The sequence below is a fragment of the Luteolibacter sp. Populi genome, assembly GCF_040801775.1.
GTDB lineage: Bacteria > Verrucomicrobiota > Verrucomicrobiia > Verrucomicrobiales > Akkermansiaceae > Haloferula.
In genome coordinates, this window is the sequence record NZ_CP161812.1 from 3419068 (window position 1) to 3445296 (window position 26229).

General features: G+C 62.9%; 29 protein-coding genes, 2 tRNA genes and 1 riboswitch. Of the genes, 13 read left to right on the plus strand and 18 right to left on the minus strand.

Features of this window, described 5'->3' with window-relative positions:
* Positions 1–30 precede the first annotated feature (30 nt).
* Positions 31–104, minus strand: a tRNA-Gly gene (locus tag ABWK72_RS13865).
* 168 nt (positions 105–272) lie between these two features.
* Between ABWK72_RS13865 and ABWK72_RS13870 the strand changes: the two genes are divergently transcribed.
* A tRNA-Gly gene (locus tag ABWK72_RS13870) sits at positions 273–346 on the plus strand.
* Positions 347–357: 11 nt separating this feature from the next.
* Here ABWK72_RS13870 and ABWK72_RS13875 read toward each other — a convergent pair.
* The 3 genes from ABWK72_RS13875 to ABWK72_RS13885 are packed head-to-tail and all read right to left on the minus strand — an operon-like array spanning position 358 to position 2448.
* On the minus strand, positions 358–915 hold the full coding sequence (locus ABWK72_RS13875; RefSeq protein ID WP_367870166.1) for a DNA-3-methyladenine glycosylase: 558 nt from the start codon (positions 913–915) through the stop codon (positions 358–360).
* A 3-nt stretch (positions 916–918) separates the two neighbouring features.
* Positions 919–1674, minus strand: coding sequence for a Nif3-like dinuclear metal center hexameric protein (locus tag ABWK72_RS13880; RefSeq protein ID WP_367870167.1), 756 nt, complete (start codon positions 1672–1674; stop codon positions 919–921).
* A 42-nt stretch (positions 1675–1716) separates the two neighbouring features.
* Positions 1717–2448, minus strand: coding sequence for an RluA family pseudouridine synthase (locus tag ABWK72_RS13885; RefSeq protein ID WP_367870168.1), 732 nt, complete (start codon positions 2446–2448; stop codon positions 1717–1719).
* A gap of 104 nt (positions 2449–2552) precedes the next feature.
* On the opposite strand from ABWK72_RS13885, the gene ABWK72_RS13890 reads away from it, so the two are divergent.
* From ABWK72_RS13890 to ABWK72_RS13910, 5 genes are all read left to right on the plus strand, one after another.
* Entirely contained in the window at positions 2553–3866 is a 1314-nt protein-coding gene (locus ABWK72_RS13890; protein ID WP_367870169.1) for a bifunctional UDP-3-O-[3-hydroxymyristoyl] N-acetylglucosamine deacetylase/3-hydroxyacyl-ACP dehydratase, read from the plus strand.
* 196 nt (positions 3867–4062) lie between these two features.
* The gene (locus ABWK72_RS13895; protein ID WP_367870170.1) at positions 4063–4350 is read left to right on the plus strand and encodes a J domain-containing protein; all 288 of its coding nucleotides are present in this window, start codon (positions 4063–4065) and stop codon (positions 4348–4350) included.
* Positions 4351–4403: 53 nt separating this feature from the next.
* Positions 4404–4769 (plus strand): hypothetical protein, encoded by a 366-nt coding sequence (locus ABWK72_RS13900; RefSeq protein ID WP_367870171.1) that lies wholly within the window; start codon positions 4404–4406, stop codon positions 4767–4769.
* Between the two features lies 1 nt (position 4770).
* Positions 4771–5496: a hypothetical protein gene (locus ABWK72_RS13905; protein WP_367870172.1), complete on the plus strand. Its 726-nt coding sequence runs from the start codon at positions 4771–4773 to the stop codon at positions 5494–5496.
* Between the two features lie 10 nt (positions 5497–5506).
* A complete protein-coding gene (locus tag ABWK72_RS13910) occupies positions 5507–6679 on the plus strand; it encodes a hypothetical protein (RefSeq protein ID WP_367870173.1) in 1173 nt (390 codons plus the stop codon).
* A 20-nt stretch (positions 6680–6699) separates the two neighbouring features.
* On the opposite strand, the gene ABWK72_RS13915 is transcribed toward ABWK72_RS13910, so the two are convergent.
* Positions 6700–7305 carry a methyltransferase domain-containing protein gene (locus ABWK72_RS13915; RefSeq protein ID WP_367870174.1) on the minus strand — a complete coding sequence of 202 codons (606 nt, stop codon included), beginning with the start codon at positions 7303–7305 and terminating at the stop codon, positions 6700–6702.
* A 101-nt stretch (positions 7306–7406) separates the two neighbouring features.
* Between ABWK72_RS13915 and ABWK72_RS13920 the strand changes: the two genes are divergently transcribed.
* Positions 7407–8561: a phosphotransferase enzyme family protein gene (locus tag ABWK72_RS13920; protein WP_367870175.1), complete on the plus strand. Its 1155-nt coding sequence runs from the start codon at positions 7407–7409 to the stop codon at positions 8559–8561.
* On the opposite strand, the gene ABWK72_RS13925 is transcribed toward ABWK72_RS13920, so the two are convergent.
* The 7 genes from ABWK72_RS13925 to ABWK72_RS13955 form a co-directional block, all read right to left on the minus strand.
* Positions 8558–8938 carry a GtrA family protein gene (locus ABWK72_RS13925; protein WP_367870176.1) on the minus strand — a complete coding sequence of 127 codons (381 nt, stop codon included), beginning with the start codon at positions 8936–8938 and terminating at the stop codon, positions 8558–8560. The genes ABWK72_RS13920 and ABWK72_RS13925 overlap by 4 nt on opposite strands.
* Positions 8935–9918 carry a glycosyltransferase family 2 protein gene (locus tag ABWK72_RS13930; protein ID WP_367870177.1) on the minus strand — a complete coding sequence of 328 codons (984 nt, stop codon included), beginning with the start codon at positions 9916–9918 and terminating at the stop codon, positions 8935–8937. The genes ABWK72_RS13925 and ABWK72_RS13930 overlap by 4 nt, the downstream gene beginning before the upstream one ends.
* Position 9919: 1 nt before the next feature.
* A complete protein-coding gene (locus ABWK72_RS13935) occupies positions 9920–11419 on the minus strand; it encodes an ArnT family glycosyltransferase (RefSeq protein WP_367870178.1) in 1500 nt (499 codons plus the stop codon).
* A gap of 55 nt (positions 11420–11474) precedes the next feature.
* Positions 11475–12920: a sensor histidine kinase gene (locus ABWK72_RS13940; RefSeq protein WP_367870179.1), complete on the minus strand. Its 1446-nt coding sequence runs from the start codon at positions 12918–12920 to the stop codon at positions 11475–11477.
* Positions 12921–12922: 2 nt separating this feature from the next.
* On the minus strand, positions 12923–13600 hold the full coding sequence (locus ABWK72_RS13945) for a response regulator transcription factor (RefSeq protein ID WP_367870180.1): 678 nt from the start codon (positions 13598–13600) through the stop codon (positions 12923–12925).
* 166 nt (positions 13601–13766) lie between these two features.
* Positions 13767–14093: a multidrug efflux SMR transporter gene (locus tag ABWK72_RS13950; RefSeq protein WP_367870181.1), complete on the minus strand. Its 327-nt coding sequence runs from the start codon at positions 14091–14093 to the stop codon at positions 13767–13769.
* A 22-nt stretch (positions 14094–14115) separates the two neighbouring features.
* Positions 14116–14176, minus strand: a riboswitch (guanidine-III (ykkC-III) riboswitch).
* Between the two features lie 66 nt (positions 14177–14242).
* Entirely contained in the window at positions 14243–15463 is a 1221-nt protein-coding gene (locus ABWK72_RS13955; protein ID WP_367870182.1) for a class I SAM-dependent RNA methyltransferase, read from the minus strand.
* Between the two features lie 69 nt (positions 15464–15532).
* Here ABWK72_RS13955 and ABWK72_RS13960 point away from each other — a divergent pair, with 69 nt between their 5' ends.
* A complete protein-coding gene (locus ABWK72_RS13960; RefSeq protein ID WP_367870183.1) occupies positions 15533–15877 on the plus strand; it encodes a hypothetical protein in 345 nt (114 codons plus the stop codon).
* Here ABWK72_RS13960 and ABWK72_RS13965 read toward each other — a convergent pair.
* A complete protein-coding gene (locus tag ABWK72_RS13965; RefSeq protein ID WP_367870184.1) occupies positions 15867–16193 on the minus strand; it encodes a hypothetical protein in 327 nt (108 codons plus the stop codon). The genes ABWK72_RS13960 and ABWK72_RS13965 overlap by 11 nt on opposite strands.
* A 231-nt stretch (positions 16194–16424) precedes the next feature.
* On the opposite strand from ABWK72_RS13965, the gene ABWK72_RS13970 reads away from it, so the two are divergent.
* Entirely contained in the window at positions 16425–16949 is a 525-nt protein-coding gene (locus ABWK72_RS13970) for a TlpA family protein disulfide reductase (protein WP_367870185.1), read from the plus strand.
* Between the two features lie 70 nt (positions 16950–17019).
* Here ABWK72_RS13970 and ABWK72_RS13975 read toward each other — a convergent pair whose 3' ends face one another.
* Positions 17020–18123, minus strand: coding sequence for a Gfo/Idh/MocA family protein (locus ABWK72_RS13975; protein ID WP_367870186.1), 1104 nt, complete (start codon positions 18121–18123; stop codon positions 17020–17022).
* A gap of 122 nt (positions 18124–18245) precedes the next feature.
* Between ABWK72_RS13975 and ABWK72_RS13980 the strand changes: the two genes are divergently transcribed.
* The gene (locus ABWK72_RS13980; protein ID WP_367870187.1) at positions 18246–18821 is read left to right on the plus strand and encodes a hypothetical protein; all 576 of its coding nucleotides are present in this window, start codon (positions 18246–18248) and stop codon (positions 18819–18821) included.
* A 148-nt stretch (positions 18822–18969) separates the two neighbouring features.
* Positions 18970–19434, plus strand: coding sequence for a DUF5069 domain-containing protein (locus ABWK72_RS13985; protein ID WP_367870188.1), 465 nt, complete (start codon positions 18970–18972; stop codon positions 19432–19434).
* A gap of 130 nt (positions 19435–19564) precedes the next feature.
* On the opposite strand, the gene ABWK72_RS13990 is transcribed toward ABWK72_RS13985, so the two are convergent.
* Positions 19565–19729, minus strand: a complete 165-nt coding sequence (locus ABWK72_RS13990; protein WP_367870189.1) for a DUF4250 domain-containing protein — start codon at positions 19727–19729, stop codon at positions 19565–19567.
* Between the two features lie 126 nt (positions 19730–19855).
* Here ABWK72_RS13990 and ABWK72_RS13995 point away from each other — a divergent pair, with 126 nt between their 5' ends.
* Complete coding sequence (locus ABWK72_RS13995) at positions 19856–20242, plus strand: hypothetical protein (RefSeq protein ID WP_367870190.1); 387 nt, start codon at positions 19856–19858, stop codon at positions 20240–20242.
* Positions 20243–20258: 16 nt separating this feature from the next.
* On the opposite strand, the gene ABWK72_RS14000 is transcribed toward ABWK72_RS13995, so the two are convergent.
* The 3 genes from ABWK72_RS14000 to ABWK72_RS14010 form a co-directional block, all read right to left on the minus strand.
* Entirely contained in the window at positions 20259–20747 is a 489-nt protein-coding gene (locus tag ABWK72_RS14000; RefSeq protein WP_367870191.1) for a hypothetical protein, read from the minus strand.
* 135 nt (positions 20748–20882) lie between these two features.
* Entirely contained in the window at positions 20883–22016 is a 1134-nt protein-coding gene (locus tag ABWK72_RS14005) for a hypothetical protein (protein ID WP_367870192.1), read from the minus strand.
* 36 nt (positions 22017–22052) lie between these two features.
* Positions 22053–24029 carry a right-handed parallel beta-helix repeat-containing protein gene (locus ABWK72_RS14010; protein WP_367870193.1) on the minus strand — a complete coding sequence of 659 codons (1977 nt, stop codon included), beginning with the start codon at positions 24027–24029 and terminating at the stop codon, positions 22053–22055.
* A 128-nt stretch (positions 24030–24157) separates the two neighbouring features.
* Between ABWK72_RS14010 and ABWK72_RS14015 the strand changes: the two genes are divergently transcribed.
* Positions 24158–26218 carry a hypothetical protein gene (locus tag ABWK72_RS14015; RefSeq protein ID WP_367870194.1) on the plus strand — a complete coding sequence of 687 codons (2061 nt, stop codon included), beginning with the start codon at positions 24158–24160 and terminating at the stop codon, positions 26216–26218.
* Positions 26219–26229: the final 11 nt, after the last annotated feature.

Here is a 26229-nt window from a genome sequence, read left to right on the forward strand (position 1 = left end):
TCAGATCGTGAATGTCGGGATCCTGGCAATTGGAGCGGGTAGTGGGAATCGAACCCACATAGCTAGCTTGGAAGGCTAGAGCTTTACCACTAAGCTATACCCGCGAACTTGGGGCGAAGCTAACAGCCCACGGGAAACGCCCGCAAGCTCTTTTTTGCGTGATTTCCCGACCTTCCACGGACCCCTACGCGATCGCGCGGGTCCTGACTTCGCGCGGATTTCGGTTGCCAGCAAAGGCCCGGGAAGGTAGGCCGCTGGGGCACGCCGGACCGGCGGGTGTAGTTCAATGGTAGAACGGCAGCTTCCCAAGCTGCATACGAGGGTTCGATTCCCTTCACCCGCTCCAGCGGCGGCTTCCTAGCGGCTGACGTGAGGATTGCCACGCTCGTGGAAGCGCCAAGGCAGATCGGTGGAGCGCGAGATCCCGATCCGGACGCCCTCCGCCACCGCACCCGTCCTGCCGGCGGAGATTCCGGTTTCCGGCCGGCCGAGGAAATCCATCCCGTGGGCTGCCCCATCGATTCCCAGCGCCTTGGTCAGCTTGCCGGGTCCGCTGCACAGGCTGCGCGGCACTCCCCCGCCCCGCCGCTCCATCATCCACTCGAGCCCTTCGAGCGGTTCCAAGGCGCGGAAAAGGACGAACCCCGCCATCTCGGGGCCTTTGACCAGCACGTTGAAGAGCCAGTGCACCCCGTAGTTCAGGTAAACATAGGCCGTGCCGACCGGATGCTCCGCGATGAAACGGCGGCTGCTCGGTCGGAAAAAGGGATGGGCGGCTTCGTCATTCTCGGCGGTATAGGCCTCCGTCTCGACAATCCGCCCCGCGCAGCCATGCCAGCGGAAGACCGCACCGATCAGATCGCGGGCGCAATCGACAGGGTGGCGCTCGAAGAATTCAGGTCCGATCTCCTCCATGGCTCAGAGTCCGGTAGGATGATCCATGAAGGACCACGGAATCCCATGGTCGCCGGCCAGCCGCGCGGCCAAGGCCTTCACACCAAAGGTCTCGGTGGCGTAGTGGCCGGCGTACAAAAGGTTGATACCAAGCTCTTCCGCGAGCGGATAGCTCCAGTGAGGACCCTCCCCGGTGATGAATGTATCAACTCCCGCTGCCGCACACATCGCGACTTCCGCTCCTGCCCCACCGGTGACGAGACCTATCTTCCGCACGATCTCCGGCCCGCCCGGACAAACGTGGACCGATCCGCCCACCGCCGCGGAAAGCTTCTCCACCAAAGTCGTGCGGGCGATCTCCACATCGGCGAGAAGTCCGATATGAAGCCCTTTCCACTCGAAGAATGTGCCGCTTACAGCAATCCCCAGGGCCTTGAGCAGGAGCGCATTGTTCCCGAGTTCCGGATGCACGTCGAGCGGCAGGTGGGAAGAGTAGATCGCCAGACCGGCATCCATGGCGGCCTTAATCTTCTGGTAAAACGCCCGGGTCAGCGGCTGGGCACCTTGCCAAAACATCCCGTGATGGACCAGTAGCAGATCCGCCCCGGCGGCAACCGCGGCCTCCACCACCGGCAGCGAGGCATCCACCGCCGCCGCGATCCGCGTCACGCTACCGCCGTTCTCAAGCTGGAGGCCATTGACCGCGCCGGCGTAGTCCGGGATTTCGCGGATTCGGAGTTCGGTATCGAGGAAGTCAACGATGTCTCGGAGCGAAGGCATGGGGCCAAAAATTTGAAATTTGAGGGTCTGGGATTTGAAATTTCAGAGGGCTGCGAAAGTGGCGAGATCCTCCGGGAGGGGCGAGAACCATTCCAGCGGACTCCCCTGCCAGCCCACGACGAGACGGCAGGCGTGCAGCGCATGCCTAGGCAGGATCAGCCGGGCGACCGACGCGTCCGAAAGCCTCCCGGCGAACTGCTCTAAATAGGGAGCCCCGTCCGTCCCGTAGATCTTGTCTCCCACCAAGGGGTGCCCGGCATGCTCCAGATGCACGCGGATCTGGTGCATGCGCCCGGATTCCGGAAAACAGCGCAGCAGGGAGAAGCGGCCCAGCGCATTGGAAAAGCGTTTCTCCACCCGGAAACCCGTAATGCAGTCCCGGCCCGCCGGATCGACGGCCTGCCGCAGCCAGACGGCTCCGCCACCCCGGACGATGGAAGCTTCCACCCGCAGCGTCTCCCATTCCGGCCAGCCGTGGACCAGGGCGAAGTATTCCTTTTCCACCCGGCGGTCCTGGAATTGCAGCGAGAAGTGCCGTGCCGCGGCAGCGTTCTTGGCCACCAGCACCAGACCGCTGGTTTCACGGTCGAGGCGGGTCAGAATCGAGAGCCGTGCTCCATTGGCTCTTTCATAGAGCAAAAGCTGCTCCAGTCCCCCGAGCAGCGTCGCCTCGACCTTGCCATTGGCCGGATGGACCGCCAGCGGCGCGGGCTTGTCCACGACGATCCAGTCCTCACACTCGTCGATCACTTGGAACTCGGTGACGGCGCGCACGGCGGGAACTTCCAAGGAAAAAGCGCCAAGTGCCAATCGAGAATTCTCCGGCGGCAATTCATTTGGAACTTGGCACTTGTGACTTGGAACTTTCCCCTGCGCCCATGCCCGCCGACGCGCAGCACACGCTAGCCTCACCTGCCACGCTTGAAGGAACCTCCCTGCACACCGGGGCCAAGGTCAGCCTGACCCTCAAGCCCGCGCCCGCGGACCACGGCTTCAAATTCCGCCGGATCGATCTGCCGGACCAGCCCTTCATTGATGCGGATGCGGACAAGGTGAAGACGGTCGAACGCGCCACCACCCTCGCCGAGGGTTCCGTGAAAGTTCACACCGTCGAGCACGTGCTCTCCGCCCTGACCGGAATGGGCGTGGACAATGCGATCATCGAGATGGATGCCAACGAGCCGCCGATTGGCGACGGCTCGGCCCGGCCCTTCGTGGAGCTGATCAAGAAGGCCGGCCTGGCCGCGCAGGATGCCCCGCGCAAGACTTGGGAGATCCGCGAGCCGATCCACCAGGAAAGCGGCGATGGCAGCCTGATCACCATCGTTCCCAGCAAGACCTTCCGGGTCTCGGTGACCAATGTCGGGCCGGACGGCCGCTTCACCCAGTACTTCTCCGCGGAGATCACACCCGAGACCTACGAGAAGGAAATCGCGCCGGCACGGACCTTCGTTTACTACGAGGACGTCAAACCCCTGCTCGACAAGGGCTTGATCAAGGGCGGCTCGCTGGAGAGCGCGATCGTGATCCGCGGCGAGCAGGTGATGACCAAGGAACCGCTGCGCTTCTCGAATGAATTCGCCCGCCACAAGGCGCTCGACATGATCGGGGACCTGATCCTGAGCGGCAAACGCATCCTCGGCCACGTCATCGCCGTGAAGCCCGGCCACGGCCCGAACTCGAAACTCGCCGCCACCCTGAAGCGCGAATACGCCCGCGTCCGCTCGCTGGCCGCGCCCTTCATCCTGCCAACCGGCGAGACCGTCCTGGACATCAATGACGTCCTCAAAATCCTCCCGCACCGCTATCCCTTCCTGATGGTCGACCGGATCATCGACATGGTCGGGGATACGAAATGCACCGGCGTGAAAAACGTCACCATCAACGAGCCCTACTTCATCGGCCACTTCCCCGGCCATCCGATCATGCCCGGCGTCCTCCAGCTCGAAGCGATGGCACAGGTCTCCAGCGTGCTGATGCTCCGCAAGCCCGAGAATGTCGGCAAGATCGGCTACTTCATGAGCGCGGACAATGTGAAGTGGCGCCGCCCGGTCCTGCCCGGCGATACGCTCTACATCGAGGCTGAGGTGATCAAGATCCGCGGTAGCATCGGCCAGACGAAGTGCCGCTGCCTGGTCGGCGGCGACGTGGCTTCCGAGGCAGAGCTGAAGTTCGCGCTGGTCCAGCAGTAGCGCACGCGGTCCGCGTCCCGGGGGGGCCCCGCAAGCCCTCAGCCGGCGGGGGCGGGCCCGCTCCGTGGATACCTCCGGATGACCGACAAGCCATTGGCACGCCACCCGCGTGCTTTTTTGATTACCTTGCGCCGCGTTCCCACCGCGGGTTACGAGTTGACCGGCCACCAATCGAGCCGAGCCATCTGCCCACCCAATGCCTGTTACCGACCCCTACAAGACTCTCAAGCTAGCCGCGACCGCGTCGGATCGCGAAATCAAGGAGTCCTACCGGAACCTCGCGCGCGTTCATCATCCGGACGTCGGGGGAGACGAGGAGGAGTTCAAAAACATCCAGGAGGCCTACTCACTGGTCGGAGACCCGGTGAAACGGGCCGTCTACGATCTCGAGCGACGCCGCAGCGGGGTCAATGACGCGAGGAAGGAAGCCCTCGATCTGACGAGAGATTATCTGCAATCCATCCCGGCGAGAAGACCATCATGAATTACGAGGAAATCAATTTAAGCGCAACGGAACTTGTTGATTCGTTCGCATCGATGGAAGCCGACACCAAGTGGGATCAATTTCTCAAACTCCAGAACGAACTCGCCAAGACTCCCATCGCGGACTTTCTCGCCACCCCCGAGTACATCTTCGCCATCTTCGCCGGACATATTCACTTCAATGATGCGGCTTTCGTCAGGAAGCTCCGGGGTTCGATCGAGTGGCCCCAAGACAATCTGGAGGAGCATCTGGAAACGATGACTTCGAAAAAGGTGGCATCGATCGCTTCCTCGAAGATTCCCAAGTGGAAGGAGATGAAGGAGAACTACCCCTCCCATGCCGCGATGGCGATCTTCATCGCTCATTCCCTCGCCAACAACCCGAAGACGAAAGTCTTTCTGAACAATCTCAAAAAGTAATATGCAGGACGAACAAGCCGACTACAAGCTCCTGATTCTTGATCGGATCAAGGATCCGAGCCGCGCCAATGCGGTGATGGAGTTGATCGCGAACAACCAGGGGGACCAGGCTCTTTCGGCGGTGATCGCCGAGATGGAAACCGTGGACGTGGCCCGGCTCTTCAGCGAGGCCTTCGACTACACCAAGCCGAACCAGGCCGCCGCTTTGATCAACCCGAAGATCGCCGAGGATTGCATGCTCGCGATCCTGGCGCGGCGGAGTTCCAGCCGCATCTTGGAAAACCCGAAAGGTCCGGCGCAGGATCTGAGCGACTTCCTTACCTCGGTGATCCTGACAAGGCCGCTGGAAAAGCAGGTGGAGTTCAGGAACCTCATCGATGACCACATGGAGGTGATCGCGGCCTGCATCATGTGCGATGTCAGCTACCACGGGGATGAACTCGGCAATATCATCTCAGGGGGCGAAGTGGGCACCGTGGCGGAAATCGCCAAGAATCTCGATCTTTCGGACGAACTCCTCCGGACCGTCAATGGAGCGATGGGAAAGAGCGTCCTGGATGGCGGGGGGGATGAGGATTCCGATTCGGAGGAATCTTCCTTTGATAGCGCGTCCGAGGAACGGCGCTGGAAATTCGTCAAGGTGACGCTCTCGAAATTCCACAAACGCGCGACCAAAAAGTTCGGCGCGGAAGCCACCACCAACATGGACGAGTTCATGGACATGTGACTCCTTCGATATGGAACATCTTGCTATCTCTTCTGATTGGCTCCCCATCGACCGATGGATTTCCGAAGCCTTGGACCAATCCTTGCCTATCGACCCTATCGAGAATGACCTTGTTGATTGCACTCTCTTTTGGAGCACCAAGCACTCGCTGAAGGGAGCATCGTCCCGCGACTCACTTGCGAAATCGCTGGAGGCGGTGAGGATTCTGGTCAGCTTGGGAATCGAATATCCGGCAGCGGAACCCGGTTCCAATAAGACCGGCGAATTGAGAATCAGGGATCTATTCAAATCCCCGTTCACCAAGCTGAGGGATCTCAAGACCCCCACCAGGGTCGAAACCATCCTGGGGATGGATGCAGACCATGCCGATCTGGGGGCTTACTGGAGTTCCGAAGGAAAGGCCCTCATTGACGGCAGGCTCTATGCCCAGGTTAGGAACAATTATGAGAGGGCATTGGCATCGGCCACCGAGAAGAGGGAGAAGTTGTCTCTCCTCAAGAGACTGATCAAACTCACCGGAGTGCCGCTCCAAATGGACGAGGTCCAGGAGTCCGATGAATTCTTCGATATCTCAGCGTACATCAGAACGATCCTCGCCATCCATTTGAACCGGATTCAGCGACCGTCCAAGCTTCGGAAAACGACCGCGTTTTCTCTCGATTCGGCGTTCAAAGGCTTCGAGCCGCTGACCAAGAGCGAGCTTAAGACCATCTACGGAAACGCGTCCCTAACTCCGAAGAAGACTGCGGATATCAATCGCGAGCATGCGGAAATTTCCCAGCGACTGGGAATTAGCCCGCGGGAAATGGAAGTGATCGGGTTCCAAGGTGGAGAGGCTTGGACCGAATATGTCCTCCGCATTAAAACCCTCGCACTGCGGGAAGCGGAAGATCGGGGAATCCCCGAACCACTGCTCTTTTTCGAAAGCCATTTCGTCTGCGAAGCAGAGATCCTGATCCCCGAAACGGAAAGCGATGAAGAAATCCTGGAGACGCTGCAGAGCATCTTTACGGAGGCTGACATCGAATTCACCGGATCCGATCTTGTCAAACGAAGCGGCATGCAAAGGGCAGACCTCGAGAGAATCCTCAAGCAGGGAGAGAAGCTGAACTATCTGGCAGTGCGCAAGATCGCCAGCAAGAAGCTCTATTCCCTCCTCCGGCTCGGCCCGACCGAATTGTAAGGCCCGGGCGACCCCGCACTTCAGGTCGCCCGGAAAACCGCCAGACGCCGGTCCACCGCCTTTTTCGGCGCATCCGGCAGCGGCCGGGCATTCGGATGATGCAGGTCCGCTAGCTTGAGCGCCCCGCACTGGGCCAGGCAGGCCATCGCCAGCTCGTGCTCCCGATCGAAGTAGGAAGTGATCAGAAGCACTCCACCGGGCTTGAGCGAGCCGAGGGCATTCTTGAAAAGAACCAGCCAGGTCGCCGGGTCGTGCCAGTAGTTCTGGTGGCGGATGAAGACCAGATCGAAGGGCGGGAGCTGCTTCATGCGATCGGTCCGCGAGGCATCCCCGGCGCGGAAGTCGAGCTGCCAGCCCGGCGGGGCCAGCGGCAGCCAGCGCGCCTTCGCCTCGGCGATTTCCGCAGGCCGCAGGTCGATGCCGAGATAGAACAATTCCTCCGCCAGCGGCGCGACCGAAGATAGCAGGACTCCCGTCTCATCCGCCCGCCCGCAGGCCAGGTTCAGCAGTGCCGGTTTGGGCGGGGCCAGCCAGCCGGACGTGCATAGGCCCAGCGCGAGCAATTCCTTGAGCCGCGCGACGTCCTTCCCGATCCCGGGGTAAGTGTAGGGAATAGCCGGATTCATCGCCGCCCCCATTGAGTTCTCCCCGGCGGATGGATTTCAAGTTTGTCTTCCTGCCGGGTGGCTGCTAACTCGCTCGCTTTCCCGCGCAAAATTTGAGCCTCATGGTCCCGACTACCTCGCCCGTCCGCCAAGTCGATGCTGCCCAGCAGGCATCCGTCGCCCACATCGCCAATCAATTCGCGATCGAAGGGGACTTTGTCCAAGGCGAGGAAATCGAGAGCGGGCACATCAATTCGACCTTCCGGGTGACCTTCGAGACGGCGAATGGCAGCCGCCAGCGCTACATCCTCCAGAGGATCAACGAGAAGGTCTTCAAGGATCCCGTAGCCGTGATGCGCAATGTCGAGTGCGTGACCCGGCATATCAACTGGAAGGTCCTGCGGGTCAAAAAGGACCTCGGCGGCCAGACGCTCAACCTCTACCCGGGCCGCGGCGGACGGTCCTGGGTCTTCGGGCCGAACGGCGGGGTCTGGCGCTGCTACAATTCGATCGAGGGCTGCGTCACCTACGACATCATCGAGAACACCCGCCAAGCTTACCAGGCGGCCCGCGCCTTCGGCTCCTTCCAGGACCTCGTCAGCGACCTGCCAGCCAGCGAAATCGAGGAAACCATCCCCGACTTCCACCACACCCGCAAGCGCTTCGAGCGCCTGATGCGGATGGCCGATGCCGACCCGCACGGCCGGGCCGGCGCGGTCGGCCCGGAACTCGACTTCGTCCGCCGCCGCGAACAGGACGTCGATGTCGTGCTCGACCTGCTGGCCACCCACCTGATCCCGACCCGCATCACCCACAACGACACCAAGATCAACAACGTGATGATCGACGGCGATTCCGACGAGGCCGTCTGCGTGATCGACCTCGACACCGTGATGCCGGGCGCCTCGCTCTACGACTTCGGCGACCTGATCCGCACCGCCACCAGCCCGGCGGCGGAGGACGAGGAGGATCTCTCGAAGGTGGTCATGCAGATGCCGATGTTCGAGGCTCTCGTGGATGGCTACCTCGATGCCGCCGGCGATTTCCTGAACGACGCTGAAGCGGAGCACCTCGCCTTCAGCGGCAAGCTGATCACGATGGAAACGGGCATCCGCTTCCTCACCGACTTTCTCGAAGGCGATAGCTACTTCAAGATCCACCGCGAGGGCCACAACCTCGACCGCTGCCGCACCCAGTTCAAACTGGTCGCCGAGATCGAGCGCCAGCAGGCGGCGATGGAGAAGTTCGTGAAGAAGGTGCGGAAGGGGAAACGCTAGCCTTCCTGCCGCCGGAACACCCAATTCCGGGTGATCACAAAGGTGGCCAACGCTTGCACCGCAAGAACCACGGCGAGTGCCAGCCGGTAATCCATCGAAGCGCCGCCCAGCAAAAAGAGATAAGCCGCCTCATTGAAGGCAAACGCGACGGCGGCCGTGAGAAACATCCGCCGCCTCGCGTGTCTTCCGCTGCCATCCCGGAAGGTCCAGCCGCGATGCCCGCGGTAGCTCACCTCGAAGGCGATGAAGAACGCCGCGAGGTTCGCCCACCCCGGAGCGCAGCCCAGAGGAACCAGTGCTGCGACGACCGCCAGATGCACGATCGAAGCCGCCGCTCCCACGCACCCGAATCGGGAAAGCTGCAGGATGAGATTCACGAGCGGTCGGCAGGAAATCCGTGACGCTCCGCCACCACGTAGTTGGGCCTACCTTTCACCTCGGTGAAGATGCGGGCGACGTATTCACCGAGGATGCCGATCGACAACAATTGCACCCCGCCGAGGAAGCTGACCGCCACGGCGAGCGAGGCCCAGCCGGGCACGTCGGTACCGCGGAGCAAGGTGCGCGCGATGATGAAGACGGCATAGACGATCGAACAACCGGAGATCATCGCCCCCGCCGCCACCCACAAGCGCAAGGGGAAGACCGAGAACGAGGTAAGACCGGTCATCGCGAGGTCGAAGAGCCGCGCGAAGTTGAACTTCGATCGCCCCGCATGGCGCTCTCCGTAGACGAAGGGAATGGCTACCGAGCGGAAGCCCACCCAGTTGTAGAGCCCCTTCATGAAGCGGCTGCGCTCCGGCAGATCCTTCAGGGCACTGACCACCCGCCGGTCCAGCAGACGGAAATCACCCGCATCCGCCGGGATCTCCACGGAAGACCAGCAGCTGAGCATGCGATAGAAGATCCGGCTTAACATCCGCCGTACGGGCGGATCCGTATCACGGTTCGTGCGCAGGCCGTAGACCATGTCGTAGCCTTGCTGCCACTGACGGATGAATTCATCGATGACGTGGAAGGGTTGCTGGAAGTCGGCATCGATGATCACCACCACCTCCCCCGCGGACTCGTCCAGTCCCGCGCTGATGGCCGCCTCCTTGCCGAAATTCCGGGACAGCGAAAGCAAGCGCACCGGCAGACCGCCCGAGGCCGCGATCACCTCCAGGCCGGTGCCGTCGCGGCTGCCATCGTCCACCACGATCACGTCGTAATGTGTGGAGAGTGTCGCGAGGTGGGAGCACAGGCTGCCGAGGAAGCGGGCAATTCCGTCCGCCTCGTTGTAGGCAGGCACCACGCAGGTGATCGAGGGCCGGACCGTGACGGTCAGCGGAGGTACCGGGGCGAGCGATGGCTTCATGTCAGTTCCCGATGGGTGTGGTTTTCGAAGGATCGATGCCGGCCATGTGCGGCAGGTCGGTGCGCTCGACGTAGAGGGAGCAACCCGAACCCCAGCTTGCGACGAACTCCAGACGCCGGCGGATCGGCGGCGGGACCAGGGGCATCCAGTAAGACGGCAGCGCGACAAAGCAGCGCCCCGGCCCCTCCATCCGCCCGGTCAACTCCGCGGCCGAGGTCGTGCTGCGCACGCCGCCCTCCGTGTAGAATTCGGCGGAGTATTTACGAGGTCCATAGTAGACGAGGAAATCGCCGGGCGAGCGTTCCTTCTCGAAACGGCGGACCAAGGCCCGCTCCGATTGCTTCGGTGCACGCGCGGGCAAGAAGAGCATCACCGCCATCGCCAAGACCACGAACGCGACCCCGATCCCCGCAATCACGGGATGCCCGGGATGAAGCCTCCGCGCAGTCGCCCCGCGGCGGGCGACGAGATCGGCGAGGATCAGCGCGAGGGCCGGCAAGGCAGGTAGAGGATAGGTGGCGATGATGTTCCGTGCCGGGGTGAAGAAGGCCACCGGCCAGAGCGCCCAAAGAAGCCAATAGAGCCCGCGGGCGTCCGTTTCCAACATCCATCTCCGCAGGCGCTCCCCACGCCATGGCCAGGCACCAAGCAAACCGAGGCACCAGGGGCAGGTGCCTAGAAATAGATCCACCCAGATCATTCCCGGCAGGACCGGATGGGCATTGCCATAGAGATCGCCCTGCCAGCCGCGCACCGTGAAGCGCTTCCAGTGCTCGCCCACCAGGAAGTACTCGAGGAAGCCCGGAGTCCTGTGTTCCGCCGCCACATACCACGGCACCGCCAGCGCAAGCATCAACAAGCTCCCGGAGACCCAGGGCAGCGCCTTCCACGATCCCCGCCAGCGCCCGCTCAGAATCAACCACGCGGCCATCGGTGGCACGGCGATCACCACCGCGAGAGGCCCCTTCGCCAGCAGGCCGATGGCAAGCCCGACGAAAACCCCGTAGCCCCGCCACCGCGGAGCACCCAGGATGGCGGCACGGAAGCATACCATCGTCAGGGTGCTTCCCAGCAGGAGCGCGATATCGGTCATCACCGCGGCGGAACAGAAGAAGAACAGCGGCATGCCCGTGAGGAAAAGAGCCGCCCGCCATCCGGCTTCCCTGCCCAGCTCGCGCCGGGCGCAATCGGCCACCAGCGCGAGAACTGCCAGCGCCGCCAGGAAGAGCATGATCCGCGAGCCGAATTCATTCACGCCGAAGAGCTTCATTCCCGCAGCCGACATCCAGATCGCCAGCGGCGGCTTGGCCCAGAACGGCACGCCGTAGTCGAACTGCGGGGTGATCCAATCGCCGGTCTCCACCATCTTGCGCGCGATCTCCGCGTAGCGCGATTCGGAAGGGTCGGTATGCGGCGCGAAACACAGCAGGACCAAGCGGCACACCAGGAAGAAAACGAGAAGCAATGGAACCCGGTGGCGCCGCAGCGTGTGCACTGTCATCCCGCCCCTGATAGCAGCGCGAAGATGAGAACCCGGTGAGTCCGGTGCTTTTTCTTCACGCCGCGGGATCGACAGCAGCAGGCAAGGCGACGAGCAACTCGATCCCGTCTCCCGCCTGCCCGGCGCGCAAGCTTCCACCCATGGCCCGGGCCGCGTCGAGGCTCAAGGTGAGACCGATCCCGAGATGGCTTCCGGCATCGTGCCGCGACGATTCGCGCCGGAACAGCGGCTCGAACAAGCGCGATGTGTCGGTGATCGGCTCAAGCGTCGGATTCGCGATCGCGACTTCCACCTCTCCGCCGACCTTGCGTGTGCTGACCCGCACGATTCCGGGGGCAGCGGCGTAGGACACGGCGTTGTCGAAGAGATTGTTGAAGACGATTCTGAGCAGCGCGAGGTCCACCATCACGAACACCGGATCGGGACCGCACTCATCGGCCAAGATCAAGCCACGCTCGCGCGCAGTGACCGCGAATGACTTCCAACACTCGCGCACCAATACGGTCACATCGAGAATTTCGAGCGCCGCGGGCGAAGCGGGTTGTCCGATACGGGCCAGCGCGGACAGGCGCTTCACCAGTTCGCCAAGCTCGAGCGCGGATTTTTGGCAGGCCGCAAGATGGCCGGCATAAGCAACGGCATCCCGCTCCTGCGAAAGCGCGAGATCGGTGGTGGCACGCAGGCCGGCGATGGGCGTACGCAACTCGTGCGCGGCATGCCGGATGAAGTCGCGCTCGCGCTGGCGGATCGCGGCCACACGGGAAAGCAGCAGATTGAAATGAGTGGCCAATCCCCTGAGTTCGCCCGGCAAATCTTCCGGCAGGGCCAGCGGCTCGTCCAGACGGTGCCCGGCACGCTCTTGCACATCGGTCGCCAGCTCGTGAATGGGCCGCAGAGAAACCCGCACCGCACGCTCCACCAGGAGGAAGCCGAGGCCCAGCGTGAGCAGGCTGCCGACGATGAGCATCCACCGCAAACGTTCCAGCGCATGATGGACAGGCTCTGCATCACGCGCCACCACCAGCGTCTGCGGAAGGGTTGCCGGATCGATCGGATTGCCCCGCGCTTTCATCGCCGCGACTTCTTCCGGCAGCACGAAGGGATAGATCCGCAGACCCACCGCACGCGCGTGATGGCCATCGGACAGGCGGATATTGCGCAGCAGCGGCGCTCCTCCTACGCCGTGGAATAAAGGAAGATCGCGCCAATGCAGTGCGGGCGAGCGGGTCGTCGCGCCGGTCGAGTCATTCCAAAACTGGAAAAGCGCCCCTTCGACCAAGGCCCGGTTCGTCCCGAGGCCTTCCTGCCATTCGTAGGTGATCGTGTCGTTCTCCAATTCCACCTGGTTGGAGAGAATCGCCGCGGTCTGCTTGATGGAATCGTCCAGCTCTCCGTAGAGGCTACTCTCCACCAGCAGGTAGATCGCCGCGGACAACAGGCAAAGCAGCCCGCCGACGCCGAATCCGCAGCGCAGCAAAAGCGAACGGCGGATCGATGGCACCTTCATGAAACGGGTGCCTCGAGGACGTAGCCGTGACCCCGGCGGGTTTGAATAAGATCGGGCGCGTCCTCCGCATTGAGCTTCTTGCGGAGGTAGCTGACGTAGACATCCACGATGTTGCTGGTGCCCCCGGTACCCTCTTCAAAGACGTGCTCCCAGATATCGGTCCGGGAGACGACTTCGCCGGCACGGTAGGCGAGGTATTCGAGCAAGCGGTACTCAAGCGGGGTAAATTCGATCACCCGCCCGCCGCGGGCGACGCTGCGGCGGATCGGGTCGATCTCCAAATCCGCCGTGCGCATGACGGGACTTTTTCTCCCGTAGCTGCGCCGCAGCAGCGCCCGCACGCGCGCCAGTGCTTCCGCCAGGGGAAACGGCTTTACCAGATAGTCGTCCGCGCCCGCGTCCAGTGCTTCCAAGCGGTCCTCCAAGCCATCCCGGGCGCTGATCACGAGGATGTGCACGGGATTCTCCTGGGCACGCAGTCGGCGCAGGATCGACATGCCATCGATGCCAGGGAGCATGAGATCCAGAAGGATCACATCATAGCCGCCGTTTTGGGCGGCCCATAGGCCTTCCTCACCACCGCTTTCGCTATCCACCAGAAACCCGGCCTCGCGGAGGAATTGGCAGACGCCTTCCCGGAGGGCGGGATGATCTTCGATCACGAGCAAACGCATGGGATCCGGACAGCTTGTTAGATCAGCGGAGAGGCTCGCGGAACGGCGCTCCTCCCCCCCACGGAAGCAGGAATGGCACCCCCACGGCAACCGCTCATTTTCAATGGTTTTCTCACCTCCCTCTAATGGAAGGCGGGGTAGGCTGACCGAGCCCCGGGCTGGATCGTCAGTGGTCTGGCGACGTCATTTTCAGGCCGATGATCGCGACCAGCAGCAGGCCGAGAAAGAGCGCCCGCGCCGGGGTGATCGCCTCGCCGAGTGCGGTCACGGAAACCAGCGCCGCCCCCGCGACACCGATCCCGACCCAAACCGCGTAAGCAGTTCCGATCGGCAGAGTGCGGACGGCCAAGGCGAGCAGCCACATGCTTCCGACCAAGGCCACGCCCACGAAGAGCGACGGCCATAGGCGGGTGAAGCCGTGCGTGGATTTCAGACCGAGTGCCCAGCACACTTCGAGCAGACCGGCGAGAATGAGGAGGATCCAGGAATTCATGATGCACCTTGATTGGGGTTCAGGTGCGTCGTCTTTTCCTTAACCGGGTACGGCGCGTCTCGTCCGGGCGGCGGAACCAAAGCCCCGGAGCGGGCGCCGGTCAAGTGGCGATCGCCGCCGGCAGCACCGGCAAACTACGCAAGGGGCGATCACTCGCGGGTCAAAGTCATCACGCACTCCAGATGCCGGGTATGCGGGAAGAGGTCGAAAGGCTGGACCTTCTCCAGCTTGAAGCCGCCAACCTTGAGGATCGCCAGATCGCGGATCTGGGTGGCGGGGTCGCAGGAGACGTAGACGACGCGGGCCGGGGCGAAGGCGATGAGCTGCTCCAGGAACTCCGGCGAGCAGCCCTTGCGCGGCGGGTCAATGAGCACGGCGGTCTCGGCGGCGGGGAACTGGATGTCCGCAAAGATCGCCTCGGCGGAAGCCGCCATGAAGGTCGCATTCGTAATGCCGTTGGACTCCGCATTCCGGCGCGCCCAATCCGCGGCGGATTCGTTCACCTCCACGCCGGCGACTTGCTCGAAGTGCTTGGCAAGCGTCAGGGCAAACAGGCCGGAGCCGCAGTAGGCATCGACCAGGAAGCGGGCCCCGCCGGCGCGGGCCTCGGCGGCGGCGTGGCCGGTGAAGGCCGGGAGAATGAAGGGATTGTTCTGGAAGAAATCCCCGGCCAGGAAGTCGAAGGACAGCTCGCCGACGTGCTCGGTGACCACGGCTTTAAAGTTCGTCTCGACCCGGCCCTCCGTCGCGCGGAGCAGCAGCGTCGCACCCTTCTTGTAAGTCCCCGCACGCCGGCGGACCGATTCGCGCTCCGCGGGCAGCGCCGCATTGATCTCCGCCATCGCGATCGGGCACTGCGGCACATCGATAATCCCGCTGCGCCGCCCGATCGGCAGGAAGCCGATGCCCTCGATCACCCCGTCGCGCGGCCGGTCGAAGTGCGGCGTGATCTTCGAGCGGTAGTTCCACACCATCGGCGAGGGGATGCACGGCTCCACCGGGAACTCGATCGCCGCCATGTGCTTGAGCAGTTCGCCGACCTGGCGGGTCTTCCAAGCGAGCTGCGATTCGTAGGTCAGGTGCTGGTACTGGCAGCCGCCGCAGGTGCCGAAGAGCGGGCAGCCGGGTGCCGTGCGATCGGGCGAGGGCTCGAGAACTTCCAGCAGATCGGCCTGCGAGAAATTCTTGTCATTCCGGAAGACCCGGGCCTTCACCAGTTCGCCCGGCAGGCAGAAAGGAACGAAGACCACCCAGCCGTCCACCCGGCCAATGCCAATGCCCAGATTGCTGAGGGCATCGATCCGCAGCTCGATCTCCTGATGGTAGTCGAAAGGATGGGGGTGGAATTTTTTTGGCGGGCGCAGCTGCATCGGGAAACGCCGGGCTTAGGGCGCGGCGCGGTGCTTGCCAAGCGGCAATCCCGGCGGCAGATTCATGCCATGAAAGCAGGACTTCTCTTGCTGCTCACCACCGCTCTCCAAGCCACGGAGATCGAAGGCACCGTTTGGTACGATGCCAAGGGCAAGATCGCCGTGGTGGACGGCCCGGCGGCGGAGAAGAAGGCACCGGAGCCCTTCGTGCCGAAATGGGTGGCGCGGGAAGAGCGGCGGGACCGGGCGCTGCGCGGGGAATTCCGCCACCGCACGAGCCGCTCGCGCAGCTATGGCGAGGGCGGCTGGGCATGGTCCTACCCGGCAAGCTATTACTTCGGGACGGGCGGCGGCTACTGCCGGCCGCGGACCTATCCCTTTGCCGGCACCGGCCTGCGGGCGATCATTCGTTGACCGGCTTCGGAGCGGGAACCATCAGGTTCGCGCCGCGATCCGCCGTCGTCTGCGGGGGGGCGGTCGCCTGCATGTCCTTCCGGTCGGGCAGCCTGCTGTAAATGTCCGGATTGATCTTCATCACCGATTCGCGCTTGCCGCCCGGGAGGAAGACCGGCTGGACCGGGGCTGGGGCCGAAGCCGAAGCAGTCTCGGATTTCTCCCGCTTGGGCTTCACCGAGTCATCCTCCACCAAGATGGCCTTGGGCTCCGGCGGAAGAGCGCAGGCGGCGAGGAGACAGGTCAGTGCGAGGGTGCAGGTGCAGGTAAGACGCATGACGGGGCTTTTTTCGGACGGGCCGGGACGATGGAGAACGTGGAACGGCTTGGCAATATGGAACATTCGGCGTTTTGGCGGCCCCGGATCAAGCCGGAACCCGTTTCCGACAGCTCATTCCCCGCGATATATCCCGCGATTTCCCGGATTTTCTCGCCAATCCAGCAAAAAAATTAAAGAAACACGGTTAGCAGATCCGTTATCCACGGGTCAATTCCTGTGAATTACCTCATGAAAACGCTTCCCTCGATTCTCGCAGCGCTTCTGGCGTTCGCCGCTCCCGCCTTTGCGGACAAGAAAGACAAGGACAAGGAAGAGGCCACCGTGCCGGACGTCACTGTCGATAAGGTTGTTTTCCCGGCTGAAGTCGTCAATGGCGTGGCCTTCGACAAGGCTGCGATCGCCGGCAAGGTCCTGGTGGTCGAAGAGTGGGGTGTGAACTGCGCGCCCTGCATCGCCAGCCTCCCCGACATGGCCAAACTCGCCAAGCGCTTTGAGAAAAAGGGCCTCGTGGTCGTCGGTCTCGAGCGCCAAGGCAGCTCCAAGGAGGACATCTTGAAGGCGATCAAGCCTTCCCGCTTGGCCTACCCAATATTCGCCGGCGGTTCGAGCGGCGTGACCAGCAACGGCATCCCGCACGCCTGCGTGTTCGGCACCGACGGCAAGCTGATCTGGCACGGCCACCCCGCGGACGACAAGTTCGAGGACGCCGTCAAGGATGCCCTCAAGGGCGTGAAGGCCGTGGCCTCCAACTAAGCTGCAAAGCATCTTTCCAAGCGCCGCTCCCGGAAGGGAACGGCGCTTTTTCGTGGATACAAGGGGCGGCTCAATAATCGAACTTCGCGAATTCGTAGGCCTTTCCGCTTTCCGCCGCTTCCATGATACCGCGGACGATCTGGATATCCCGGCGGCCCATCTCGCCGGGCACGCGGCTCGGCTTGCCACCCAAGATCGCCTCGATCTGCCCCTCGATCTGGAGCTGCTGCTGGAAGACCGGCTTCAGATCCATCGGCCCGGCGGGAGTGTAACCTTTCTGGCCGCTGTAGCCGTAGGCAGGATCGATGCGGATCTCGCCCTTTTCGGTCTCCACCTTCACGTGATTGCCGTTCTTCCCATAGCTGGCGAAGCCCTTGGCTTTCCGCCCGCCGGAGAATTCGAGCTCCCATTCCCAGTGCTCGGGAACCTCGCTGAATTCCTTCTCGCGCTCGGTCCAGTGCTTGGCGGTGACCTTTAGTGGATTCTCCTGCGCCGAATAAAGCGCGGCCTGCACGCAATACACTCCGAGATCGTAGAGCGCGCCGGCAATGCCGAGCTCCTTGTCGACCCGCCAGGCATTGTGGCGGGTGAAGTCGTTCATCCGGCCCGCGTCCGAGACATCGATGGCCTTCCACGCGCCGAATTCCTTGGTCTTGATCGCCTCCATCAGCCGCAGGTGGAAGGGATCCCAGTGCAGCCGGTAGCCGATTTGCAGCATCTTCTTGGCGTCCGCCGCCGCCTTGATCATGCGCGCGCAATCTTCCGCGGTCGGAGCCATCGGCTTCTCGCAGATCACGTGCTTGCCCGCCTCCAGCGCACGGATGGTGAACTCCGGATGCAGCGCGGTGGGCGTGACCACATAGATGACATCGACGTCCTTGTTGTCGGCGATCTTTTCGAGGGTCTCGTAGTCGTATACGCCGCTATCCGGAATTTCATATTCCTTCTGCCACTTCGGCACCTTGTCCGGCGAGCCGGTCACGATGGCGGCGAGGCGGGCGTTACGGGTCTTCTTCAGCGCGGGGCCGAGCTGGTGGGTAGCATAGTCCCCAAGCCCGAGCAGGGCGATGCCGAGCTTCTTCTCACCCCCCTCCTGGGCGCGGAGCTTCAGGTAGGGGGCTAGGGAGGCGAAAGCTCCAAGGCGAAGGGCACGGCGGCGGGAAAGCGTGTTCATGGAGCGTAAACCAATAGGCAGGATGCGGAGAGCGCAAACGGAAGTTCCGCCATGCCCGTGACGAAGGAATAGAGACTGATGCCGGCCCCAGCGGGTTTTAACCGGAAGTGATGTTGCGAAAGATGCGCTGGATCGGAATCTTGGCAGGGGCAGGAGCGCTCTCCCACTGTGCACCGGGCGGCGGCGGGAAGGAGTCTTACTCCGGGATTCTGCCGGGAATCCAAGCTCCCGGGAGCATCACCTATCTCGGCCAGACCTACGCGCCCGGGTATTCCGCGGTAAACACGAACGGCGTGCTGGTCGAGTATTTCCCCGAAGGCGAGGGGCCCAAGAAATGGCAGCGCATGCTTGCGTTGAGTTACCTCGAAGGAACGACCACCCCAAATCAGCAAGTGCGGAACCGCAAGACGGCGGTCGAGGGCAAGGACCTCAACGCGATCAGCTACTCCAGCGAGATTACCGGTAACCACGGCATCGACTACATGCTACCGAAGGGCAGCGATCTTGAGTTCAGCATCTTCCGATATGCTGCGGCCAGCGGCGGACAGGGCGTGAAATCGCTCCAATATGCTGCAATCATTCCCCAAGAGACCGTGGACGCAGGGCTCCCGGCCCTGCGAGCGGTGGCCAACAAGCACCGCACCGCGGTGCTTGCCATGCCCTTTCCGGAGGTCGGCAGGCGGCAAGCTGCCCAATGACGGGAGGCGTGTGATGCAATCCCAAGGCTTGCAGATCGCGCCGCAAGCCCGCTGGGGTCTCAGGGCAGATGGAGCCGGTTTCCATTGCCGCGCCTGAGATTGCAAACCCTTGGGCCGCGATGGCACGACCGTTGCGAGAGCTGCCATCATGAGCACGAAAGCCATCGACCCGAAACTCCGCAAGCTCGCCAAAAATCTCAGCAAGGACTTTCCCCGCAGTCCCCGCACCAAGCTCGCCGGCTACGTCCTCGCCGCCCGCGCGCTCGACAAATGCCGGGCCGAAGTCTGCGGCACGCAGGGCGAGTATCACTACGCCTGCCCGCTCGACAGCATGTTCCTCGAATTCGCCGGGATCTCGCCGGAGGACTTCAAGAACGCCGTCGCCGAAGGGCGCTCCGACGAGGAGATGGAGAACTGGATCCGCGAGCACGCGAAGAACGCCTCGAAGGAGGAAGTCATCAAGTGGAACAACGAACTGCGCGACAAGCGGATCAGCGAACTGGACATGGAACTCCAGGTCTTCTTGGAAGGCTACATGGATGAATGCATCCCGCAGGGACGCGTGGTCTACCACTGGTTCGATGTCTACGACATCGAGGAAAAGCGACTTTGAAAGGACTAACCCATGCAGGACCATCCCGCATCCTGGTCACACGGACCGGAGCTTTCTACTGCCAGGCAGAGATAATCGGCGGGCTCCACAGCAGCTTCCGCCTCGCCATGGAGCGGCTCCGCGGAAGAATCTAGCGGAACTGGTTCTGCCCCGCCTGATAGCTATACCCCGCCTCCCCCAGCTTGCGGACCAGCACCGGCTCCTCGAGATCGTGGGTTTTCACCAGGTCTTCGAGCGAGTCGCAGTGGTTCCTCAGTTCGGTATTCACGAGCCCTAACAGAAGGTGGGGATCCATTTTTTCGTAGCGCGAAAGGTCCACGCCGCAAACTGCCCACGGGCGGCGGGAAGACAAGCCCGAGTTCATGCTGGATTTTCAGCATTTAAACTTGCGCCCGCGGACCTCATGTGCTGTTTTTCCAGCATGAACGCGCGCCGAACGATTTGGGACACGTGCCGGGCTTTGTTGGTGGCCGGTGGGGTGGGAGGGTTGCTGTCAGGCTGCCAACTTCTGTGGTGGAAGAAGGACGGCCCGGTGGTGGTGGCGGATTCGCCGCTGGCACGCAGCTTCGCTCCGACCCCACCCTCTCCACAGCCCACGCCGCCACCGGTCGAACCGAGTCCGCCGGCTCCTGCGCCCAAGCCGGGCAGGCTTTCCTACCCCGTGGCGCGAACGGTGCCGGGTCGGGCCGATGTGGTGTTCAGCCCCTTCGACAACCGCTTGGTCGACGTCGCCGGGTTCAAGAGCGGCAGCCTCGTGGCCGATCCGAATTACCCCCTGTCGGACAAGAAGTTCTTCCGGGTGCCTTGAGGCATCGCAGGAACCTTCAGGTCTCGGGTTTGCTCGACGGTTTGGCGGGATCGTAGCCGTAGTCGCTCACGAGTTCCTCGTGGGTATGATTGACGAAAACGGAACTGCCCAAGGGATGATGGTCGCCGAGCACCTTCTTGATCCCGCGCCGCCAGAGTTCGATCATCCCGGCGGCCGCCTGGGCAGCGAGAATCACGGAAGAAGGATTCGACTGGTGAAGGAAGTGCGCCTCGTTTTCCACCGAGGTTTCCTCGTTTTCAATGTGTCGCAGCAGCGTCTCGATCCGGGCCAAGCGCACGGAATCAGGCTCGCCCCGCGCTTGGGACTCTTCGAAGTTCCGTCTCAGAGCCCGCTCTTCGATTTTGAGGGCATCAAGGCGTTTTTGAAGGTCATAGCCCGCGGGAAGGCCGATCTCTGAGATCTCCTTTTCGAGCAGCTCAAGCCTCGCCTCGACCTCCCCGATCTTGGTGGCCAGAAGCGAAGCGGTTTCGGGATTGGAATTCATGGGATGGAAAATGTTCTACCCTATACCCTAACCCCAATCCCGGCCGCGCACCACGCCTTTTTCCGCCCAATCCTCCGTCGCGGCTCCCCCCGCCTTCCCTGAAAACTGAACACTGAACACTGGCAAACTTCCCCCTCACTTCTTCACCGCCACATTGAAGCCCTGGATCATCGCCTCCACCTCGCCGCGCTTCTCATCCGGCAAGCCCTCGAGGTTTCCAAGCTCTTCAAGCCCTTCGATGTTCGCCGGACCGGCGTAGCGCTTCACCAGATCCCAGCACTGGTTCAGCATGTAGCCGGAGGCACGGGTGCGGACGATCTTGATCGCGGCATCGGCGACCTTCGGAGCGAGCTCTTTCGAGACTCCCTGCTGCAAGCCCCACGCGGCCCGCCCGCCATTGTTGGCCGCATCCTTGTCAGCCAGCACCTCGATCAAGCGATCGACGCTCGCCTCGCTCTTGTTCGCCTGCGTGCTCAGCGCGAAGTAGATCGCATCGTGCAGGCATTCCGGCTCGCGGCTCAGCGCGATGATGTCCGCCTCAAGCGCGGGGGAAAGCTTCGCGCCCCAGATCCCCCGCATCGCCTCGCGGCTTTGATCCGGTTCCTTCTTGTCGATCAGCGCGCGGACGATCTCGCCGGAGTCCCCGGTCATGTCCCCTTTCTCGGCCATGAACAGAAGGTGCGAAGTCGACTCGCCCATCCCCTTCTCCCGCGCCACCTTGCGCATCAGCGCCAGATCGCCGTCCTGAAAACCGGCTTGGAAGAGACCGTACCACGCCGCCCCGCGGATCGCATCGTCGTCCGAGTCGAGATGCGGCAGCAGCACTTCCCGGAACGAGCCCTTGTCGAAACGAATCTCATAGATCGCCTGCAACCCCTGAAGACCGGCCAGCACCTCCTTCGGATCCTTGCTGCCGATCGCCTTGCGCATGCCCTCGATCGCCGTCACCCGCCGCAGTTCGTCGTCCAGTTGCAGGGCATCGTCGATCAGCGGCTTGATCCGCTGGTAGCCGTCCTGACGCTGGTCGTTCAAGAGCCGCTGTTTCTCGCGGGCTTCCTCCGCCTTGCGGGCCTGCTTCATCGCCAGTTCACGTTGCGCGGGCGTGATCTCCCGTCCATCGGGAGACGACTTGCCGGGGCCCGGCGGAGCCTTGGCCGGCAAGTCGGCGCCAGCCTCCGCATCCTCCGCCTGGCCATGCCAATTCAATCCCGTCCCAAGGCCCGCGGCGAAGCAGACGAGGCCGAAGATTGCGATGAGCTTGCCTTTCATCTGGAGTGAAACTTCGGTTGAAGCGGCTTACCTACGTCACGGAGGCGTCAAAGCCTTCCATTCCGCAGGAATTTCGTCCGCGATCCCCTTCCAGCGGGCATCTCCGCCGACGCCCGCGGCTTGGAACGCGAAGGGCTTGAAGCCGATCTTCGCCGCCGTCGCCCCCGCATCCTTGAACCGGAAATCCCCTGCCGCGGGATCGACGAATCCCGGGTCAGCCACCACCGATTTCCCGTCGTGGCCCGCCGCCTGCCAATCGGCGAACTTCTTGCCGAAGCAGTCGATCTCCCCGCCGTCCGTCCGCCAGTACAGGTTGCCATCGCTCTCGATCTTCCCCTTCGCCTGCGCACCGCCGTTCCACAGCGGGCCCTTGTCCCAAAGTACGATGTTCCCCGTAAACCGGAAGGAAAGGTGATCCTCCGCCCGGCTGAATTGGAGCTGCTGGTCCCGCGCGAAGGCGAAGATGTTATTCCGGATCACGTTCTCCTTCCCGTAGTGCTGGTGATAGCCGCCGGTGGTCGTGCGGTAGACCAGGTTGTTCTCGAGCAGGATGCCGGTGCTGCCCTCGTCATTGTAGAGACCCCAGCCACCGTAGTCGTAGGAGACGATGTCATGGATGCGATTGCCGCGCAGGACCGTGCCTTCCGAGGGACCGAGTGTGTAGATCCCGCCCATGTCACTGAGCAGGCCATTGCCGATGTGATGAATGTGATTGTCCTCGATCGCGTTGCGCTTCGCCTCGCTCGCATCGTAGCCCCATCGCCAGCCGACCGAGACCCCGGTGTAGGGGAAGTAGCCGATGTCGTTGCGGCGCACACGGTTGTCGCCGCTGCTACCGATCCAGACCCCGACTGCGCAGGGAAAGACCTTGCCGCCGTCCTGAATGATGCAGTCTTCGATCACGTTCCTACCCGTGCCCTTGCCCGGCTCCATGGTCCCGATCCGCACACCGCCGGCCCCCAGATCGCGCAGCCGGGAATGGATCAACCGGCAATCCACGCAGCCCCGGCGAAACCACACGCCATAAAGGCCGCTCCCATTGACCTCGCAATTCTCGATCGTCACCTGCTCCGCCTCATCAATCTGGATCACCGCTTCCACCGGCGCCGCTGCCTGGCTGGGCTCGAAGCCCGCGGGCGGACAAGTCCAGCCGGCATGCTCGAACACAAGCCCGCGGATCTCCACGTGCTTCACCTTCGCGTTGGGCCGTCCATCGATCACCAGCAAGCGCTCCGCCACCGGCGCAATGATCTCGCTGCTCGCAGGATCCTCCCCCGGCCGCGCCAAATAGGTCAGCACGCCCTCGGGCGAGAGGAACCACTCGCCCGGCTGGTCCAACCCTGCCTGGAGGTTCTCGAAGACCAGGCCGCTCTTCGCATCCCAGCGGTTCCAAGACTTCATCTCCTCCCCCACCGTGCTAAACGACGAGCCCTCGACCTTCTCGATGAAGCGGCGGGTGTTGTCCCACTTGTGGTAGGCCAGCATCTGAACCTTCTCCAGCGCCATGGCGTCCAGACGACGCAGCCAACGGATCGCATCCTCGGGCATCTCAACGGTCTGCCGCGCCTTGCCTTCGAGCTTCTCCTCCTTCACCCCCTTCATCCGGAAGAAACCGGTATTGGGCTCCCGCGCCCTCACCGCCCGCCGTCCGCCGACCCAGAGTTGCTCGAAGCGCGGCCCCTCCACCTTGGCCTGCCAACCGCCAAAGGGGAATACCGTGATCCCCGCGATCCGCCGCCCCCCGGAAATCACCACCTTCGCCCCATCCTTCGCCTTCAGCCGCAGCGGGCCCTTCTCCGTCCCCGAATCCTCCGGGCCGAGGCGCAGCGCGTCAGTGAGGCGATACACACCCTCTTCAAAGATGATATCGATCGCCTCGTCCGGCCTTTCCCGGCGGATCTCGCGAGCCTTGGCCAGGGCATCCGTGATCTTGTCCGCGGGTTGAAGGTGTATGATAGCGGCGTGGCAGGGTCCCGCGAGGACCAGCGCGGTGAAGACAAAAATCCGGAACATCCCTTCTGATACCGGCTTCCCGAAGCGTCTGTTTCAGTCCGCAAAACACCGCTATCTTGCGTAAATGCCGCGCCTAACGGCGGAAACTTGTCCTTGAAAACATCGGCATTTCATTGTCTTTAAGTGAAATGTATCTTTCTCACTTCGCGAACAATCTCAGGACGCGATGGACAGGATTGCTGGGCAGTCTAGCCCTCCTTGCTCCCGGCGGGATTTCCGCCGCCGACCTTCCGAGCCCCTCCCAAGCTGCGGTGAATGCCGCAATCGCCTGCCAGTTCATCAGTTATGACCGCGATTTCTCCGGCGGAGCCCACACCAACGGCGCTTGGTTCGGCGGGGCTTCAATCGTGCTCGCGGTGGCGTCACATGCCGGGAATACCGCCGCGGATGCCCGCTTGCTCGCCCAGATCCGCCACACGCTAACCCCCGGCAACGAACCGACCGCCAATGGCGGCTACCCGGCCCAGCACGAGCGCCACGTGACAGCGATGTTCGTGATCGTGAAGAACACGCCGCGGATCTGGAGCCAGCTCACCGCCACAGAGAAGGCGCGGATCGACCTGATCGAGAAGGCCACCTTCATCGCCGATGCCTTCACCACCAGCGACAACAACCCCTTCGTGAAGGCCAACGGCACGGAGTATTCCATCGATGGTGACGACAACCTGAACCGCGATTGGAACCCGAACTACCGCGAGGGCATGATCGGCGGCGTGATCGCCGGCGTGGCCTACTTCGGCGGGCCGACGGGAGCACAGGCCGTCCTCTCGAACTACAGCCACTCTGCCTTCCTCGCGGAACTGCAGGCCAACAACCTGCCGAACATTTACGAGACCTTCAACTGGAAGACCGCCAACCCGACCTCGAAGGCGCCCACCGGCAGCCAGATCGAAACCGGCGTGAAGAGCTACAAGTACTACGGCTCCACGGTGGCCGACTACATGAAGATCTACGATGCGCTGATGAAGGACACCTACAGCCAGAAGGTGAATGCCGGCCTCAACGACGGCGCAGGCATCAATGGTGCGGGCAAAATTGTCACCGGCGCGGCTACCCTTCCGAACAAAGGCGCGACCGGCATGCTCAAGGAATTCGATTCGAGCGATGCCAACGGCAAGCGCAGTTCCTTCGTCTACGCCTTCGACGGCTACCGGCCGCACATGAGCAACCAGCTCTCGCTGATCGTGAGCGGTCTCTGGCCGGCGGGCTCGACCATCGCCAATACCGCGGTGACCCGCATGAATATCGGCAATACCGACATGTGGTACAAGGCGGAGAAAGGCTACATCGGCTACGCCAAGGGCAAGGCCCAGGCGACCGTCGACTACCCTTCCTACAGCGCGAGCCGCGGCTTCGTTTACAACCGCTCGCTGTGGGACGACGTGCTGAAGGTCTATCACGGCCTTTCGAGCGGCAATCCGGATCCTGATCCCGATCCGGACCCCGATCCCGTGCCGACCTATCCCGCCGGCACCCGTGTGACCACGGACATCGCCGCCAGCCTGCGCGCCACGCCTTCCGCTACAGGCACTCTGGTGGGCACGCTGCCGCTGGGAAGCTTGGGCTCCGTGATGGCCGGGCCGACCAATGCCGGCGGCATCGAATGGTGGCAGGTCTACTTCGACAATGGCCTGACCGGCTGGATCAACTTCGAGGACATCGCCCCCGCCCCTGCGTCCGAGTATCTCAAGACCGAGGCCGGCATCTGGCAGAACCGCCCGATCGCCGCGCAAACCGGCAGCTTCACGATCTCCTTCAACATGTGCCCCGCCGCGGCGAACATCGATGCGCTGACCGGCGTCTCCAATTCCACCGCGTCTTCCTTCGGCGGTGTGGCCGCAGTGGTCCGTTTCGCTTCCAACGGCGTCATCGACTCCCGCAATGGCAATGCCTACGCCGCAGCGAATGTCCTCAACTACCAGGCGGGCGTGACCTACCGCGTGCAGATGGCGGTGAACGTGGCGACCCGCACCTACTCCGCCACCGTGACCCCGCCGGGCGGCAGCGCCGTGACGATCGCCAACAACTACGCCTTCCGCACCGAACAGGCCTCCGTGGGTTCCCTGGCAAATCTGGCGGTCTTCTCCCAAATCGGCTCGCACACCACCTCCGGGATCCAGATCCAAGGCGCCAGCACCCCGACCCCGCCCGCCGCTCCCACCGGCCTGCGCATCGTCGAAAACGAGTGATCGCTCGCGGC

Bases quoted from the DNA above. Each gene is read 5' to 3' on its own strand.
- ABWK72_RS13875 (WP_367870166.1), bottom strand. From the start codon at position 915: ATGGAGGAGATCGGACCTGAATTCTTCGAGCGCCACCCTGTCGATTGC.
- ABWK72_RS13880 (WP_367870167.1), bottom strand. From the start codon at position 1,674: ATGCCTTCGCTCCGAGACATCGTTGACTTCCTCGATACCGAACTCCGA.
- ABWK72_RS13890 (WP_367870169.1), top strand. From the start codon at position 2,553: ATGCCCGCCGACGCGCAGCACACGCTAGCCTCACCTGCCACGCTTGAA.
- ABWK72_RS13895 (WP_367870170.1), top strand. From the start codon at position 4,063: ATGCCTGTTACCGACCCCTACAAGACTCTCAAGCTAGCCGCGACCGCG.
- ABWK72_RS13900 (WP_367870171.1), top strand. From the start codon at position 4,404: ATGGAAGCCGACACCAAGTGGGATCAATTTCTCAAACTCCAGAACGAA.
- ABWK72_RS13905 (WP_367870172.1), top strand. From the start codon at position 4,771: ATGCAGGACGAACAAGCCGACTACAAGCTCCTGATTCTTGATCGGATC.
- ABWK72_RS13910 (WP_367870173.1), top strand. From the start codon at position 5,507: ATGGAACATCTTGCTATCTCTTCTGATTGGCTCCCCATCGACCGATGG.
- ABWK72_RS13915 (WP_367870174.1), bottom strand. From the start codon at position 7,305: ATGAATCCGGCTATTCCCTACACTTACCCCGGGATCGGGAAGGACGTC.
- ABWK72_RS13920 (WP_367870175.1), top strand. From the start codon at position 7,407: ATGGTCCCGACTACCTCGCCCGTCCGCCAAGTCGATGCTGCCCAGCAG.
- ABWK72_RS13930 (WP_367870177.1), bottom strand. From the start codon at position 9,918: ATGAAGCCATCGCTCGCCCCGGTACCTCCGCTGACCGTCACGGTCCGG.
- ABWK72_RS13935 (WP_367870178.1), bottom strand. From the start codon at position 11,419: ATGACAGTGCACACGCTGCGGCGCCACCGGGTTCCATTGCTTCTCGTT.
- ABWK72_RS13945 (WP_367870180.1), bottom strand. From the start codon at position 13,600: ATGCGTTTGCTCGTGATCGAAGATCATCCCGCCCTCCGGGAAGGCGTC.
- ABWK72_RS13950 (WP_367870181.1), bottom strand. From the start codon at position 14,093: ATGAATTCCTGGATCCTCCTCATTCTCGCCGGTCTGCTCGAAGTGTGC.
- ABWK72_RS13955 (WP_367870182.1), bottom strand. From the start codon at position 15,463: ATGCAGCTGCGCCCGCCAAAAAAATTCCACCCCCATCCTTTCGACTAC.
- ABWK72_RS13960 (WP_367870183.1), top strand. From the start codon at position 15,533: ATGAAAGCAGGACTTCTCTTGCTGCTCACCACCGCTCTCCAAGCCACG.
- ABWK72_RS13965 (WP_367870184.1), bottom strand. From the start codon at position 16,193: ATGCGTCTTACCTGCACCTGCACCCTCGCACTGACCTGTCTCCTCGCC.
- ABWK72_RS13970 (WP_367870185.1), top strand. From the start codon at position 16,425: ATGAAAACGCTTCCCTCGATTCTCGCAGCGCTTCTGGCGTTCGCCGCT.
- ABWK72_RS13975 (WP_367870186.1), bottom strand. From the start codon at position 18,123: ATGAACACGCTTTCCCGCCGCCGTGCCCTTCGCCTTGGAGCTTTCGCC.
- ABWK72_RS13980 (WP_367870187.1), top strand. From the start codon at position 18,246: ATGCGCTGGATCGGAATCTTGGCAGGGGCAGGAGCGCTCTCCCACTGT.
- ABWK72_RS13985 (WP_367870188.1), top strand. From the start codon at position 18,970: ATGAGCACGAAAGCCATCGACCCGAAACTCCGCAAGCTCGCCAAAAAT.
- ABWK72_RS13990 (WP_367870189.1), bottom strand. From the start codon at position 19,729: ATGGATCCCCACCTTCTGTTAGGGCTCGTGAATACCGAACTGAGGAAC.
- ABWK72_RS13995 (WP_367870190.1), top strand. From the start codon at position 19,856: ATGAACGCGCGCCGAACGATTTGGGACACGTGCCGGGCTTTGTTGGTG.
- ABWK72_RS14000 (WP_367870191.1), bottom strand. From the start codon at position 20,747: ATGAATTCCAATCCCGAAACCGCTTCGCTTCTGGCCACCAAGATCGGG.
- ABWK72_RS14005 (WP_367870192.1), bottom strand. From the start codon at position 22,016: ATGAAAGGCAAGCTCATCGCAATCTTCGGCCTCGTCTGCTTCGCCGCG.
- ABWK72_RS14010 (WP_367870193.1), bottom strand. From the start codon at position 24,029: ATGTTCCGGATTTTTGTCTTCACCGCGCTGGTCCTCGCGGGACCCTGC.
- ABWK72_RS14015 (WP_367870194.1), top strand. From the start codon at position 24,158: ATGTATCTTTCTCACTTCGCGAACAATCTCAGGACGCGATGGACAGGA.